Source organism: Streptomyces galbus, assembly GCF_005280195.1.
Taxonomy (GTDB): Bacteria; Actinomycetota; Actinomycetes; order Streptomycetales; family Streptomycetaceae; genus Streptomyces; species Streptomyces galbus.
Genome location: NZ_SZPR01000009.1, coordinates 31,908 through 46,146, shown reverse-complemented (window position 1 = coordinate 46,146; position 14,239 = coordinate 31,908). Strand labels below are relative to the sequence as shown.

Sequence of the window (14,239 nt, the reverse complement as noted above, 5' to 3'; positions counted from 1 at the left end):
TGCTTTTCACCAAAGACCTCAAGGCAGTTGGAGACGACGCCGACAAAAGATGCGTGAGTACCCTTGCGCACACCATGATGACCGCCGCCCGCTCCACCGACTCCGGTCTGGCAGGCCCGGGCGATCTCGACCGCTACCCCTACGCCGAGGCCCCCTCCGCCGAGCGCGTCGGACCCGCCGCCTGGGAGGCCGCGGAACCCGAGCTGGGCCGAGTGGGCCGACGTGCCTCCGGCAGCCGCGGCCGCGGGCTGCACGGCCAGCTCGTGCAGCAGCTTGGCCAGATGATCGTTTCGGGGGACCTGGGCGCCGACCGTCCGCTCGTCCCCGAGGAGATCGGACAGCGGTTCGAGGTCTCCCGGACCGTCGTCCGTGAATCACTGCGCGTCCTGGAGGCCAAGGGCCTCGTCAGTGCGCGGCCGAACGTCGGGACGCGCGTGCGTCCCGTCAGTGACTGGAACCTACTGGATGCGGACATCATCGAATGGCGCGCCTACGGGCCGCAGCGTGACGACCAGCGCCGCGAGCTGAGCGAGCTGCGCTGGACCATCGAGCCGCTCGCCGCGCGCCTGGCCGCCGGGCACGGACGTGAGGACGTCCAGCAGCGGCTGGGTGACATGGTCGAGATCATGGGGCACGCCATGGGCCAGGGTGACGCCCTGACGTACGCACGGGCCGATGCCGAGTTCCACACGCTGCTCATCCAGGTCGCGGGCAACCGCATGCTGGAGCACCTGCACGGGATCGTGTCGGCCGCCCTGCAGGTCTCCGGCGGGCCGGTCACCGGCTGCGACCGGCCGACCGAGGCGTCGCTGACGCACCACCTGCGGATCGTCGACGCCCTCGCGGCGGGCGACGGCGCCGGTGCCGAGACGGCCATGCGCCAATTGCTCACCGTGCACCCCGAGGTCGAGCGCGTGGTGCCGGCGCCGCGCGAGCACTGAAACCGCGCACCCCGGGCGGTACGGCCGGGGACGTCTTTCTCTCCTCGTTGCGCCGTCCTCCGACCGTCGGACCCGCCCCTTCGTCGGACCCCGCAGGCCTCCGCGGCCCTGCGGGGTCCGACGGTGCGAGCCGCCGACGCGCACCCCTGGCTGTCCGTCGCACCCCCTCCGGCGACCTTGTCTGCCCGTGTCTGACCGATTTTGAGCGCTTACGTGGTGTGACTCGGGCCACGAAGATTGGGCGTAACGCTCACGGGAACTATGCGATGACCTAAGAGGTGACAGCCGCGGAGGGAATACGGACGCCGGTCAAGGCGCTGTGCATCTCCCGGCCCCCGCCCGCACCGTCGGCCCATCCCCAGGCCGGTGGTCGGCTCCTGTCCGTCGTGGACGGGGCCGGAAGCCGTTTTCCAACGTTCCGAGAGGTTGTTCGTGTCGGCCAGCACATCCCGTACGCTCCCGCCGGAGATCGCCGAGTCCGTCTCTGTCATGGCGCTCATTGAGCGGGGAAAGGCTGAGGGGCAGATCGCCGGCGACGATGTGCGTCGGGCCTTCGAAGCTGACCAGATTCCGGCCACTCAGTGGAAGAACGTACTGCGCAGCCTCAACCAGATCCTCGAGGAAGAGGGTGTGACGCTGATGGTCAGTGCCGCGGAGCCAAAGCGCACCCGAAAGAGCGTCGCAGCGAAGAGTCCGGCCAAGCGCACCGCCACCAAGACGGTCGCGGCGAAGACGGTGACCGCGAGGAAGGCCACCGCCACCACGCCCGCCGCCCCGGCCGCTCCCGCCGTCGACGACCCCGCCACCGAGGAAGCCGCCACCGAGAAGAAGGCGGCTGCCAAGAAGACCACCGCGAAGAAGGCGGCGGCGAAGAAGACCGTCGCCAAGAAGGCGGCGCCCGCCAAGAAGACGGCGGCCAAGAAGGACGACGTCGAGCTGATCGAGGAAGAGGTCCTCGAGGAGGCCAAGCCCGGTGACGAGCCGGAGGGCGCCGAGAGCGCCGGCTTCGTGCTCTCCGACGAGGACGAGGACGACGCGCCGGCCCAGCAGGTCGCCGCCGCGGGCGCCACCGCCGACCCGGTCAAGGACTACCTGAAGCAGATCGGCAAGGTCCCGCTGCTCAACGCCGAGCAGGAGGTCGAGCTCGCCAAGCGCATCGAGGCCGGTCTGTTCGCCGAGGACAAGCTGTCCAACGCCGACAAGCTGGCCCCCAAGCTCAAGCGCGAGCTGGAGATCATCGCCGAGGACGGGCGCCGCGCCAAGAACCACCTCCTGGAGGCCAACCTCCGGCTGGTCGTCTCCCTGGCCAAGCGCTACACCGGCCGCGGCATGCTCTTCCTGGACCTCATCCAGGAGGGCAACCTCGGTCTGATCCGCGCCGTCGAGAAGTTCGACTACACCAAGGGCTACAAGTTCTCCACGTACGCCACCTGGTGGATCCGTCAGGCGATCACCCGCGCGATGGCCGACCAGGCCCGCACCATCCGTATCCCGGTGCACATGGTCGAGGTCATCAACAAGCTCGCGCGCGTGCAGCGCCAGATGCTCCAGGACCTGGGCCGCGAGCCCACCCCGGAGGAGCTGGCCAAGGAGCTCGACATGACCCCGGAGAAGGTCATCGAGGTCCAGAAGTACGGCCGTGAGCCCATCTCCCTGCACACTCCGCTGGGCGAGGACGGCGACAGCGAGTTCGGTGACCTCATCGAGGACTCCGAGGCCGTCGTCCCGGCCGACGCGGTGAGCTTCACCCTCCTGCAGGAGCAGCTCCACTCCGTGCTGGACACCCTGTCCGAGCGCGAGGCGGGCGTCGTCTCCATGCGTTTCGGTCTCACCGACGGTCAGCCGAAGACCCTCGACGAGATCGGCAAGGTGTACGGCGTGACGCGTGAGCGCATCCGCCAGATCGAGTCGAAGACCATGTCGAAGTTGCGCCACCCGTCGCGTTCGCAGGTGCTGCGCGACTACCTCGACTAGGTCACCGTCGCACGACGCCGAAGGCCCGGTTCCCCCGCGGGAGCCGGGCCTTCGGCGTGTCGGCGCGCGTGCGGCGCGGCCGGTACTGGATCACTCTGGGTGTCCTGTCGTCAGCCCAGAGTGAGGAGGATCCATGCGTCGTTCGTTTGTCCGGGCCCTGGTCCGGCCGGTGGCCCTGGCGGCCGCGGTGATGGCGATACCGCTGGTGACGGCCGCCCACGCCGCGGAGGCGGCCCCCGGCGGTGTCGTGGTGGGCGGCTTCCCGGTCGACGTCTCCCAGAGTCCGTGGACGGTCGCGCTGTCCAGCCGTGACCAGTTCGGAGGTACGCGGTCGGGGCAGTTCTGCGGGGGCGTGGCCGTCGGTCTGACGACGGTCCTCACCGCGGCCCACTGCATGGGCCGGGACGTCCTGGGCACGTCCGCGAGCAAGGCGCGGGACCTGAAGGTCGTGACCGGCCGTACGGACCTGTCCACGACCGACGGCAAGGAGATCGCCGTACGCGAGGTCTGGGTCAATCCGGCCTACCGCTCCTCCACCAAGTCCGGTGACTTCGCCGTGCTGACGCTCAGCGAGCCCCTGCCGGCGTCGGCGGTCATCCGGATGGCCCCGGCGGGCGATCCGGCGTACACGGCGGGTACCGCGGCCACGGTCTACGGCTGGGGCGACACCGCGGGGACCGGCGCCTACCCGCACAGCCTGCGGGCCGCGTCCGTCCACGTGCTGGCGGACGCCGTGTGCGAGAGGGCCTATCCGGGTGACTTCGACGGCCGCTACGTCGCCGGCAGCATGCTCTGTGCCGGGGAGGAGCGGGGCGGCGTCGACTCGTGCCAGGGGGACAGCGGGGGCCCGCTGGTGGCCCAGGGGCGGCTGGTGGGCCTGGTGTCGTGGGGGAGCGGGTGCGGGCGGGCGGGGAGTCCGGGCGTCTACACGCGCGTGTCCGACGCGCTGCGGACGCTGGGGTGGGACCGCGGCTCGCGGGCGGCCCACGGGGCTCCCTGAGGCGGCTCAGCGCGTTCTACGGCGCCACGAGCGCAGGCGGCCGCCCCTCGGTAGGAGGGGCGGCCGCCTGCTGACCGGCCTGTGCCGGTTCTGGCTCGTCGTGGACGCCGAGGATCAGCGCTCTTCTTCGGAGGCGGTGTCGGGAACGGCCGTCAGGCGCTCGGTCTCGTCCTGTATCTCAGCGGCGATCTTCTTGAGTTCCGGCTCGAACTTGCGACCGTGGTGGGCGCAGAAGAGCAGTTCTCCGCCACTGAGCAGGACGACGCGCAGGTATGCCTGGGCGCCGCAGCGGTCGCAGCGGTCAGCGGCCGTCAGCTGGCTCGCGGGGGTCAGAACAGTAGTCACGTCGCCTCTTCTCTAGCTCGACGAGCTGTCGTACCAGGGTCAACATCCAACCAGCCCCAAACGTTCCCGCTCGTGGCCGTTCCACGAAAAAATTCTTTCGTGGTGGCTGGGTGCTTCCGGTCTGGCGGCGAATGTGCCGTAGTGCGTGTCTGCGGTGCTTACGGTTTCGCTCTGTCGGTCATGGTCAGGTCCTCCCGGCCGGCTTGCCGGTTTGTTCATGAGGACGTGCCCGGAGCCTAAATGGTTCATGCCTCGAAGGGAACGTGATATGTACTTCACCCCATCGAGGGATCGAACAAGCATGCGAGCCTGGACTAGGCTGACTTCACCGCGAGGGTGGCGTCACAACGGCTCTACCAGGGCTCGGTACCCTCGTGGCGGCGACCGAAGCCGTGCCCTTACCCAGAAGGGCCCCACCTGAAATTCAGCGAGGAGCGAACCGCGTGACCGCCGACACGTCCGTGCCGTCCACAGCTCTCCTGACAGGAGCAGACCGGGACGGTTCCAACTACACCGCGCGGCACCTGCTCGTCCTCGAGGGGCTCGAGGCCGTACGCAAGCGCCCGGGCATGTACATCGGCTCGACCGACAGCCGCGGCCTGATGCACTGCCTGTGGGAGATCATCGACAACTCCGTCGACGAGGCCCTCGGCGGCTACTGCGACCACATCGAGGTGATCCTCCACGACGACGGCTCGGTGGAGGTCCGGGACAACGGCCGCGGCATCCCGGTCGACGTCGAGCCCAAGACCGGCCTGTCCGGCGTCGAGGTCGTCATGACCAAGCTGCACGCCGGCGGCAAGTTCGGCGGCGGCTCCTACGCGGCCTCCGGCGGCCTGCACGGCGTCGGCGCGTCCGTCGTCAACGCCCTCTCCGCCCGCCTGGACGTCGAGGTGGACCGGGCCGGGCACACGCACGCGATCAGCTTCCGGCGCGGCGTCCCCGGCGCGTTCGCCGCCGACGGCCCGGACGGCAAGTTCGAGAGCGGGAGCGGCCTGCGCAAGGCCAAGCGGATCGCCAAGACCCGCACCGGCACGCGCGTGCGCTACTGGGCCGACCGCCAGATCTTCCTCAAGGACGCCAAGCTCTCCCTGGAGACGCTGCACCAGCGCGCCCGCCAGACCGCCTTCCTGGTGCCGGGCCTGACGATCGTCGTGCGTGACGAGTACGGCCTCGGCGAGGGCGGCAGCAAGGGCGAGGAGTCCTTCCGCTTCGACGGCGGCATCAGCGAGTTCTGCGAGTACCTGGCCACCGACAAGCCCGTCTGCGACGTCCTCCGCTTCACCGGTCAGGGCACCTTCAAGGAGACCGTCCCCGTCCTCGACGAGCACGGCCAGATGACCCCCACGGAGGTCACCCGCGAACTCGGCGTCGACGTCGCCCTGCGCTGGGGCACCGGCTACGACACGACCCTCCGGTCGTTCGTGAACATCATCGCCACCCCCAAGGGCGGCACCCACGTGGCCGGGTTCGAGCAGGCCGTCGCCAAGACCATGAACGAGGTCCTGCGCGCCAAGAAGCTCCTGCGGGTCGCCGAGGACGATATCGTCAAGGACGACGCCCTGGAGGGCCTCACGGCCGTCGTCACGGTCCGTCTCGCCGAGCCGCAGTTCGAGGGGCAGACCAAGGAGGTCCTCGGCACCTCGGCCGCCCGCCGGATCGTGAACACCGTGATCTCCAAGGAGCTCAAGGCGTTCCTGACCTCCACCAAGCGCGACGCCGCCGCCCAGGCCCGGGTCGTCATGGAGAAGGCGGTCGCCGCCGCACGCACGCGTATCGCGGCCCGCCAGCACAAGGACGCGCAGCGCCGCAAGACGGCCCTGGAGTCGTCCTCGCTGCCCGCCAAGCTCGCCGACTGCCGCAGCGACGACGTCGACCGCAGCGAGCTGTTCATCGTCGAGGGCGACTCGGCGCTCGGCACGGCGAAGCTCGCCCGGAACTCCGAGTTCCAGGCGCTCCTGCCGATCCGCGGCAAGATCCTCAACGTCCAGAAGTCGTCCGTGACCGACATGCTCAAGAACGCCGAGTGCGGCGCGATCATCCAGGTCATAGGGGCCGGCTCCGGGCGGACCTTCGACATCGACGCCGCCCGCTACGGCAAGATCATCATGATGACCGACGCCGACGTCGACGGCTCCCACATCCGCACCCTGCTGCTGACCCTGTTCCACCGCTACATGCGGCCCATGGTCGAGGCCGGTCGGGTCTTCGCCGCTGTGCCGCCGCTGCACCGCATCGAGATCGTCCAGCCGAAGAAGGGCCAGGACAAGTACGTCTACACGTACTCGGACCGCGAGCTGCGCGACAAGCTCATGGAGTTCCAGAGCAAGGGCGTGCGCTACAAGGACTCCATCCAGCGCTACAAGGGTCTCGGTGAGATGGACGCCGACCAGCTGGCCGAGACGACCATGGACCCGCGCCACCGCACCCTGCGCCGCATCAACCTCTCCGACCTGGAAGCCGCCGAGCAGGTGTTCGACCTGCTCATGGGCAACGACGTGGCGCCGCGCAAGGAGTTCATCTCCAGCTCGGCGGCGACGCTGGACCGCTCCCGGATCGACGCGTAACGGCTGCGCCGGGCGTCCGGCGCAGCACGCCCGGCCGGCCCTGCCACGGGCCGGCCGAGCGGCCGCCTCCACCCGTGGGTGGAGAGCCGCGGCCGCGCTGGATCCACCCGTGATCCACCCCTGCTCCGATCCCCGGAACCCCGCACATCCGTAGCGTCGAAGGCGTCGGCAGCGCTCGCTGCCGGCTCCCCTTCCCCGTTCACGGAGGCAGTGATGTCCGGGCTCGTCGATGCGTTGGTGATCGTGGCCGTGGCCGCCCTGGTGATCGCACGGCAGGTCCGTGCCGCCCGGGTCGACGCCGACCGGCGGTGGTGGCTCCTGCCCGGGATCCTCGTCGTCGTGGCGCTGCGCGGCCCGGGGCTGCTCGACGCCCACCACCGGGCCGCCTCCACCGCCCTGCTCGCCGCGGAACTGCTGGTCGGCCTCGCGATCGGAGCCGGCTGGGCCTGGACCACGCGGCTGTGGGCCGAACCGGACGGCACGGTGTGGAGCAAGAGCACCAGGGCGAGCGCCGTGGTGTGGTTCGTGGGCATAGCCCTGCGGGTGGGTCTCTTCGCGCTGGGCACGACCCTCGGCGTCCACCAGGGCAGCTCCGCGCTGATGATCGCCCTCGCGGCCACCCTGCTGGTGCGCTCCGGCATCCTCGTCCAGCGGGCGCGCTGGACGCAGATGTCCGCCGGTCCCACGGCGTACGGTGACGAGGTGTCCCGGTCTCCGCGACTGCGGAAGGAGCGCGTGTGACCGACAACGCCCTGGCCCGCTGGCCCTCCCGGGAAGCCCTCGGCCGTGAGGGAACCTCCCGGGCGCGGCGCCTGATCGCCTGGGCCGTACGGCTCCTCGTCCTCGGCGTCCTGCTCACGGCCGCCTTCCACAGCAGCCGGGCCCACGGCTGGGGCCTGCTGGCCGGAGTGGCGGGCGTCCTCCTCGCGGGCGCCCTCGCCTGGGCCTTCTTCCGGACGACGCTCCAGCACCGGCTGTGGCCCTCACTGGCCCTCGTCACCCTGTTGCTGGGCCTGGCGGCAGGGGGCTACGCCCTGGGTTTCCGCTCACCGGCGCTCGTCCTGTGCTGCGGATGCGCCATCACCGCGCTGGAGCGGCTGCCGCTGGGGGCCGGCCTGCCGGTCGCCGCGCTCGCGCTGGCCTCGTTCGCGGTGGTCGACAACGACAGCTGGCCCACGGCGGCCGTGACCGCCGGCGGGATGGCGCTCGCCGGATACACCCTGCGGCTGGACGCCGAGGCGCGCGGCCACACCCAGCGACTGCTGGCCCAGGAGAGGGCGGCCCGCGTCGCCGAAGCGGAATCGGCCGCCCTGGCGGAGCGGGCCCGCATCGCCCGGGAGATCCACGACGTGCTGGCCCACAGCCTCTCGGCACAGCTGGTGCACCTGGAAGCGGCCCGGCTGCTGATCGAGCGGGGCGCGGAGCGCGAACAGGTCCTCGAGCGCGTGGTCGCGGCGCGGGGCATGGCCCGGGACGGCCTGGACGAGACCCGGCAGGCGTTGTCCGCACTGCGCGGTGAACTGACGCCGCTGGAGGACTTCCTGGCTCAGCTCGTCAGCACGGCACCCCGGGCCGAGGTGACGATCGGGGGAGAGCGCAGACCGCTGACCGCCGAGGCGTCGCAGGCGGTGCGCAGGGTCGCCCAGGAAGCGCTGACGAACGTCCGCAAGCACGCCCCGGGTGCCGAGGTGCGGGTGCGTCTGGAGTACGGGCCGGGCGAAGTGACGCTGGACGTCCGGGACTCCGGCGGAGCGCCGGGTGAACTCGCGGGAGCCGGCGGCGGGTACGGTCTGCTCGGGATGAGAGAGCGCGCCGAGCTGCTGGGCGGGTCGCTGGAGGCCGGACCGGACGACGAAGGGTTCGCGGTGAGGTTGAGGGTGCCGGTATGACCGACGCGGCGATGAAGCGGCCCGCTCGGGTCGTCGTCGCGGACGATCAGACGGTCGTCCGTGAGGGCATCGTGATGCTGCTGGGGCTGCTGCCGGGCATCGAGGTGGTCGGTGCGGCCGGCGACGGGGAGGAGGCGGTGCGGCTCGTCTCCGAGGTCGACCCCGACGTGGTGCTGATGGATCTGCGCATGCCCCGGTGCGACGGCGTGGAGGCCACCCGGCGCATCCGGGCGGAGCACCCGCGTACGCAGGTCGTGGTGCTCACCACGTTCGCCGACGACGACTCGCTGTTCCCCGCGCTGCGAGCCGGGGCGCGCGGTTACCTCACCAAGGACGCCGGGGGCGAGGAGATCCTGCGGGCGGTGGAGAGCGTGCTGTCCGGGGACGCGGGCCTGTCGCCGAGCATCCAACGACGGCTGCTGGAGCGCCTCTCGGAACCCGGGCCGGCGCCGCCGCCCCCTCCGTCCGAACCGCCGGACGGGCTCACCGCACGGGAGGCCGAGGTGCTGGTGCTGATCGCCGAGGGGCTGAGCAACCACGAGATCGCCCAGAAGCTGCACGTCTCCACGGCCACCGTGAAGACCCACATCAACAACCTGTTCGCCAAGATCGGGACCAAGGACCGCGCCCAGGCCGTGCGGTACGCGTACGGGAAGGGGCTGGTGCGGCCACCGGCGGTCTGACGCACGACAGGGCCGCTCTGGCAAGGTCACCTGATGGGGTGAAGAGCGCGGGGAAGAGAAGTCAGGGATCGGCCCGTTCTGTCCATCCTTGGGCATGCAGTTCAGCAACGGTCGCGCGGGCGGCGGGGACGGTTCCGGCACAGCGGACGGGCACCACGAGGCGCGGGGTCCGGCCTCCACCGACGTATCGGGGGACGTGCGCTTCGACGACCCCTGGTACGACGCACTGGCCTCGGGCTGGGGCGGGGCGGGGCAGGTGGCCGTGCCGGCGGCGCGGCAGGAGCAGGACGACGGTGCGACGGCGGCCGAGGTGTACCTGGAGGTGCAGCGCAGCGCGGCGTTCCGACAAGTGCGCGGCAGGTACCGGCGGTTCGTGGTGCCGGCGACCGTCGCGTTCTTCCTCTGGTACGTGGCCTACGTCGTGGCGGCGACGGCGGCGCCGGGCCTCATGGCGCGCCCCGTCGCGGGAGCGGTGAACGTGGGGCTGCTGGCGGGGCTCGGACAGTTCCTCAGCACGTTCCTGCTCACCTGGGCCTACGCGCGCCACGCCCGGCTCCGCCGGGACCGCGCGGCGTTGGAACTGCGGTGGGACACCCAGGAATTGACCCGTGGAGCGAGGGGCGGTGCGTCGTGACCGGCAACCATCAGACACTGGCCCTGGTGCTGTTCAGTGCGTTCATCGCGGTCACGCTGGGGATCACGACCTGGGTCAGCCGGGACCGGCACGGTTCGGCGGAGGAGTTCTACGCGGGCGGGCGCCTGTTCTCTCCCCTGGAGAACGGCTTCGCCATCGCGGGCGACTACATGTCGGCCGCGTCGTTCCTCGGCATCTCCGGGCTCATCGCGCTGTTCGGCTACGACGGCCTGCTGTACTCGGTGGGCTTCCTCGTGGCCTGGCTGGTGGTGCTGTTCCTGGTCGCCGAACTGGTCCGCAACTGCGGCCGGTTCACGCTGGCGGACGTCGTCGCGGCGCGGATGAGCGAGCGGCCGGTGCGGATCGCGGCGGGCACCTCCTCGGTCACCGTGTCCGTCCTCTACCTGGTCGCGCAGATGGTGGGCGCGGGCAGCCTGGTGGCGCTGCTGCTCGGGCGCACCGGTGCGGCGGCCCAGTGCTGGACCGTGGTGGGGGTCGGCGCGCTCATGGTGATTTACGTGTCCTTAGGCGGGATGCGGGCCACCACGTGGATCCAGATCGTGAAGGCGGTCCTGCTGCTCGGCGGCACCGTGGCGCTGACGGTCCTGGTGCTGGTGCGGTTCCACGGCGACTTCGACCGGCTCCTGCTCACGGCGGCCGAGCGCAGCGGGCACGGCAACGCGTTCCTCGCGCCGGGGCTGAAGTACGGCGCGGACTGGACGGCCCGCTTCGACTTCATCAGCCTCGGGCTGGCCCTGGTGCTGGGCACCGCGGGCCTGCCGCACATCCTGTCGCGGTTCTACACCGTGCCGACCGCGCGGGCCGCGCGGCGGTCCGTGGTGTGGTCGATCGGGCTGATCGGCGGGTTCTACCTGATGACCATCGTCCTCGGCTTCGGCGCGGCGGCCATCGTCGGCCCGCAGGCGGTACGCGACTCCAACGCGGCCGGGAACACGGCGGTCCCCCTGCTGGCGCTCGACCTGGGCGGCGGAGCCGACTCGACGGGCGGCACGGTCCTGTTCGCGGTGGTGGCCGCCGTCGCCTTCGCCACGATCCTCGCGGTCGTCGCCGGCATCACGCTCGCGTCCTCCGCGTCGGTGGCCCACGACCTGTACGCGTCGTTGCGCCGCCGACGCGCCGAGCCCCGCAGCGAGGTGGCCGTGGCACGGGCCGCCGCTGTCGGCATCGGCGTGGTGGCGATCGCCCTCGGTCTGCTCGCGCGCGACCTCAACGTCGCCTTCCTGGTGGGCCTCGCCTTCGCGGTGGCCGCCTCCGCCAACCTGCCCGTCCTGCTCTACTCGCTGTTCTGGCGGGGCTTCACCACCCGGGGAGCGGTGTGCGCCGTGTACGGCGGACTGGTGCCGGCCCTGGTGCTCGTCGTGCTGTCCCCGGTGGTCTCCGGCAGCCCCGAGTCACTGTTCCCGGGAGTGGACTTCCAGTACTTCCCGCTGCAGAACCCCGGCCTCGTGTCCATCCCGCTGGGCTTCCTCGCGGGCTGGCTCGGCACGGTCACCTCGGCCGAGGTCCCCGACGAGGCCAAGCACGCGGAGACCGAGGTGCGGTCCCTGACGGGAGCGGGAGCCGTGTAGCCGGTGGTGGGGTCCCCGGGGCACAGCGGCTAGGGCGCCACCCACGCGTAGCGGTGTTCCGGGCGGCCCGTGTCGCCGTACTTGAGCGAGAGGCGCAGGCGGCCGGCCTGTTCGAGGTGGCGGAGGTAGCGCTGGGCGGTCGACCGGCTCAGGCCCGTCTTCACGGCGACCTCGTGGGCCGACAGGGGCTGGCCCGCGCGGTGCAGGACGGCGCAGATCAGGTCCGTCGTCGGCTCGGAATGACCGCTCGGCAGGCCGGGGGAGGGAGGCACCGGGGCGGTGCGCAGGGCGCCGTAGATGCGGTCCACCTGCTCCTGCCCCGTCAGCCCGTGGCCCCCCACGCGGTCGACGGTGCGGCGCAGGGCGGCGTAGGAGTCGAGGCGGGCCCGCAGGGCGGCGAAGGTGAACGGTTTCACCAGGTAGTGCAGGGCGCCCAGGCGCATCGCCGCCTGGACCGTCGTGACGTCGCTGGCCGCCGTGATCATGATGACGTCGGTGCCGTGGCCCTGTTCCCGCATGCGGTGCACGAGGTGCAGGCCCGTCCCGTCGGGCAGGTAGTGGTCGAGGAGCACCAGGTCGATGCCGCCGCGTTCGACGGCGGCCAGCGCCTGGGCGGCGCTGTGCGCGCGGGCGGCGACCCGGAAGCCGGGAACCTTCCCCACGTACTTGGCGTTGATCTCTGCGACACGGAAGTCGTCGTCCACCACCAGGACGTCAATCATCGGGCCTCTTTCCCTCAAGGCCTGGCGGGCGTGGTGTGACGCCCGTGTTTCGGCTCCGTTGTTCTAGCGCGAGCAAAACGAGCACAACAGGCTGTTGCAAGCAAAAGAAGCGCATGTGCGCACAAGGCTGATGCCGTGACGCGGGGCACACCTACCGTCCCCGGCCATGAGCGCACACACCAGCCCCGCCATCGAGCTGCGGGGCGCGAGCAAGACGTTCAGGACCCCGTCGGGGGGTCTGCACACCGCCGTCCGGGAACTGGACCTGACCGTCGGGCGCGGCGAGTTCGTGGCCGTCGTCGGGCCGACCGGCTGCGGGAAGTCCACCACGCTGACCCTGGTCAGCGGCCTGGAGGAACCGACCGACGGCGAGGTGCTCGTCGCCGGGCAGCCGGTGCGCGGCGTGGGCGACAAGGTGGGCTTCGTCTTCCAGCAGGACGCCACCTTCCCGTGGCGCACCGTCCTGTCCAACGTCATGGCGGGCCCCCGCTTCCGGGGTGTTGCCAAGGCGGAGGCGAAGAGCCGGGCGCGCGAGTGGCTGGCCCGGGTCGGTCTGTCCGCCTTCGAGGACCGCTACCCCCACCAGCTCTCCGGTGGTCAGCGCAAGCGGGTCGCGCTCGCCGCGACCTTCGTCAACGACCCCGAGATCCTGCTCATGGACGAGCCGTTCTCGGCGCTCGACGTGCAGACCCGGGCGCTGATGTCGGACGAGCTGCTGGAGCTGTGGGAGGGCACGGGCGCCTCCGTCGTCTTCGTCACCCACGACCTGGAGGAGTCCATCGCGCTCGCCGACAAGGTCGTCGTGATGACGGCGGGACCCGCCACCGTCAAGCAGGTCTTCGACATCGACCTGCCGCGGCCGCGCAAGGTCGAATCGGTGCGCCTGGAGCCCCGGTTCATCGACATCTACCGCGAGATCTGGGAGTCCCTCGGCGCAGAGGTCCGCATCACCCGGGAAAGGGGAGCCGCTCATGTCGCCTGAGGTGCTCAGTCAACCTGCCGTCGACACGGTCAAGACGTCCGACCGCGCCCACTCGCGCGCGCGTGCTGCCCGCAAGCGCAGGATCGTCGTCACCGCCGCCCGGGTACTGCTGCTGGTGGGCGTACTGGGGCTCTGGGAAGCGCTGTCCCGGGCCGAGGTCATCGATCCGTTCAACTTCTCGATGCCGTCGAAGATCTGGGACCAGATCTCCACCTGGGTCACCCACGGCACCGCGCTCGGCTCGCTGGGCGAACAGATCTGGTACACGCTCCACGAGGCACTGCTCGGCTGGGTCATCGGGGTGGTCACCGGCGTGGTGTTCGGCATCGCCCTGGGGCGGATCACCTTCCTCGCCGACGTCCTCGGTCCCTACATCAAGGTGCTCAACTCGATCCCCAGGATCGTCCTCGCGCCGATCTTCGTGATCTGGTTCGGCCTGGGCCCGGCTTCCAAGGTCGCCTCGGCCGTCGTGCTGGTGTTCTTCCCGGTGTTCTTCAACGCCTTCCAGGGCGCCCGCGAGGTGGACCGCAACCTCGTGGCCAACGCCCGCATCCTGGGCGCCAGCGACCGCCGGGTGACCCTCCAGGTGGTCATCCCCTCGGCCACGTCCTGGATCTTCACCAGCCTCCACGTCAGCTTCGGCTTCGCCCTGATCGGCGCCATCGTCGGCGAGTACATCGGCGCGACCAAGGGCATCGGCCTGCTCGTCGCGCAGTCCCAGGGCACCTTCAACGCGGCCGGCGTGTACGCCGCCATGGTCATCCTCGCGGTCGTCGCCCTCGTCGCCGAGGGACTGCTCACCTTCGCCGAGCGCCGCATCTTCCGGTGGAAGGCGTCCGGTTCCGACCACTGAACCCGTACGTCCCACACCGCCGCATCCTCACTCCCTCCGCCGCCCCGCCTCCTCACAAGG

13 protein-coding genes are annotated in these 14,239 nt (G+C 70.9%); 11 read left to right on the top strand and 2 right to left on the bottom strand.

Features of this window, described 5'->3' with window-relative positions:
- Positions 1 to 53 precede the first annotated feature (53 nt).
- The 3 genes from E4U92_RS07880 to E4U92_RS07870 all read left to right on the top strand — a co-directional run bounded on the left by E4U92_RS07880 (position 54) and on the right by E4U92_RS07870 (position 3,915).
- Positions 54 to 941: a FadR/GntR family transcriptional regulator gene (locus E4U92_RS07880; protein ID WP_137299574.1), complete on the top strand. Its 888-nt coding sequence runs from the start codon at positions 54 to 56 to the stop codon at positions 939 to 941.
- A gap of 432 nt (positions 942 to 1,373) precedes the next feature.
- The gene (locus E4U92_RS07875) at positions 1,374 to 2,915 is read left to right on the top strand and encodes an RNA polymerase sigma factor (RefSeq protein ID WP_137299573.1); all 1,542 of its coding nucleotides are present in this window, start codon (positions 1,374 to 1,376) and stop codon (positions 2,913 to 2,915) included.
- A gap of 133 nt (positions 2,916 to 3,048) precedes the next feature.
- The gene (locus tag E4U92_RS07870; RefSeq protein WP_137299572.1) at positions 3,049 to 3,915 is read left to right on the top strand and encodes a serine protease; all 867 of its coding nucleotides are present in this window, start codon (positions 3,049 to 3,051) and stop codon (positions 3,913 to 3,915) included.
- A gap of 114 nt (positions 3,916 to 4,029) precedes the next feature.
- Here the strand turns inward: E4U92_RS07870 and E4U92_RS07865 are convergent, their stop codons facing one another.
- A complete protein-coding gene (locus tag E4U92_RS07865; protein ID WP_137299571.1) occupies positions 4,030 to 4,260 on the bottom strand; it encodes a DUF7455 domain-containing protein in 231 nt (76 codons plus the stop codon).
- A 443-nt stretch (positions 4,261 to 4,703) separates the two neighbouring features.
- On the opposite strand from E4U92_RS07865, the gene E4U92_RS07860 reads away from it, so the two are divergent.
- The 6 genes from E4U92_RS07860 (at position 4,704) to E4U92_RS07835 (ending at position 11,622) form a co-directional block, all read left to right on the top strand.
- Positions 4,704 to 6,827 (top strand): DNA gyrase/topoisomerase IV subunit B, encoded by a 2,124-nt coding sequence (locus tag E4U92_RS07860; protein WP_137299570.1) that lies wholly within the window; start codon positions 4,704 to 4,706, stop codon positions 6,825 to 6,827.
- A 213-nt stretch (positions 6,828 to 7,040) separates the two neighbouring features.
- The gene (locus tag E4U92_RS07855) at positions 7,041 to 7,568 is read left to right on the top strand and encodes a CcdC protein domain-containing protein (protein WP_137299569.1); all 528 of its coding nucleotides are present in this window, start codon (positions 7,041 to 7,043) and stop codon (positions 7,566 to 7,568) included.
- The gene (locus E4U92_RS07850) at positions 7,565 to 8,716 is read left to right on the top strand and encodes a sensor histidine kinase (protein WP_137299568.1); all 1,152 of its coding nucleotides are present in this window, start codon (positions 7,565 to 7,567) and stop codon (positions 8,714 to 8,716) included. The genes E4U92_RS07855 and E4U92_RS07850 overlap by 4 nt, the downstream gene beginning before the upstream one ends.
- Entirely contained in the window at positions 8,713 to 9,399 is a 687-nt protein-coding gene (locus tag E4U92_RS07845; RefSeq protein ID WP_137299567.1) for a response regulator transcription factor, read from the top strand. The genes E4U92_RS07850 and E4U92_RS07845 overlap by 4 nt, the downstream gene beginning before the upstream one ends.
- 94 nt (positions 9,400 to 9,493) lie before the next feature.
- Positions 9,494 to 10,033, top strand: coding sequence for a DUF485 domain-containing protein (locus E4U92_RS07840; protein ID WP_137299566.1), 540 nt, complete (start codon positions 9,494 to 9,496; stop codon positions 10,031 to 10,033).
- Positions 10,030 to 11,622, top strand: coding sequence for a solute symporter family protein (locus E4U92_RS07835; RefSeq protein ID WP_137299565.1), 1,593 nt, complete (start codon positions 10,030 to 10,032; stop codon positions 11,620 to 11,622). The genes E4U92_RS07840 and E4U92_RS07835 overlap by 4 nt, the downstream gene beginning before the upstream one ends.
- A gap of 29 nt (positions 11,623 to 11,651) precedes the next feature.
- Here the strand turns inward: E4U92_RS07835 and E4U92_RS07830 are convergent, their stop codons facing one another.
- Positions 11,652 to 12,344 (bottom strand): response regulator, encoded by a 693-nt coding sequence (locus E4U92_RS07830; protein ID WP_137299564.1) that lies wholly within the window; start codon positions 12,342 to 12,344, stop codon positions 11,652 to 11,654.
- A gap of 166 nt (positions 12,345 to 12,510) precedes the next feature.
- Here E4U92_RS07830 and E4U92_RS07825 point away from each other — a divergent pair, with 166 nt between their 5' ends.
- Together E4U92_RS07825 and E4U92_RS07820 are read left to right on the top strand one after the other, a co-directional pair.
- Positions 12,511 to 13,326, top strand: coding sequence for an ABC transporter ATP-binding protein (locus tag E4U92_RS07825; RefSeq protein ID WP_137299563.1), 816 nt, complete (start codon positions 12,511 to 12,513; stop codon positions 13,324 to 13,326).
- Positions 13,316 to 14,179 carry an ABC transporter permease gene (locus E4U92_RS07820; RefSeq protein WP_137299562.1) on the top strand — a complete coding sequence of 288 codons (864 nt, stop codon included), beginning with the start codon at positions 13,316 to 13,318 and terminating at the stop codon, positions 14,177 to 14,179. Before E4U92_RS07825 ends, E4U92_RS07820 begins: the two co-directional genes overlap by 11 nt.
- Positions 14,180 to 14,239 lie beyond the last annotated feature (60 nt).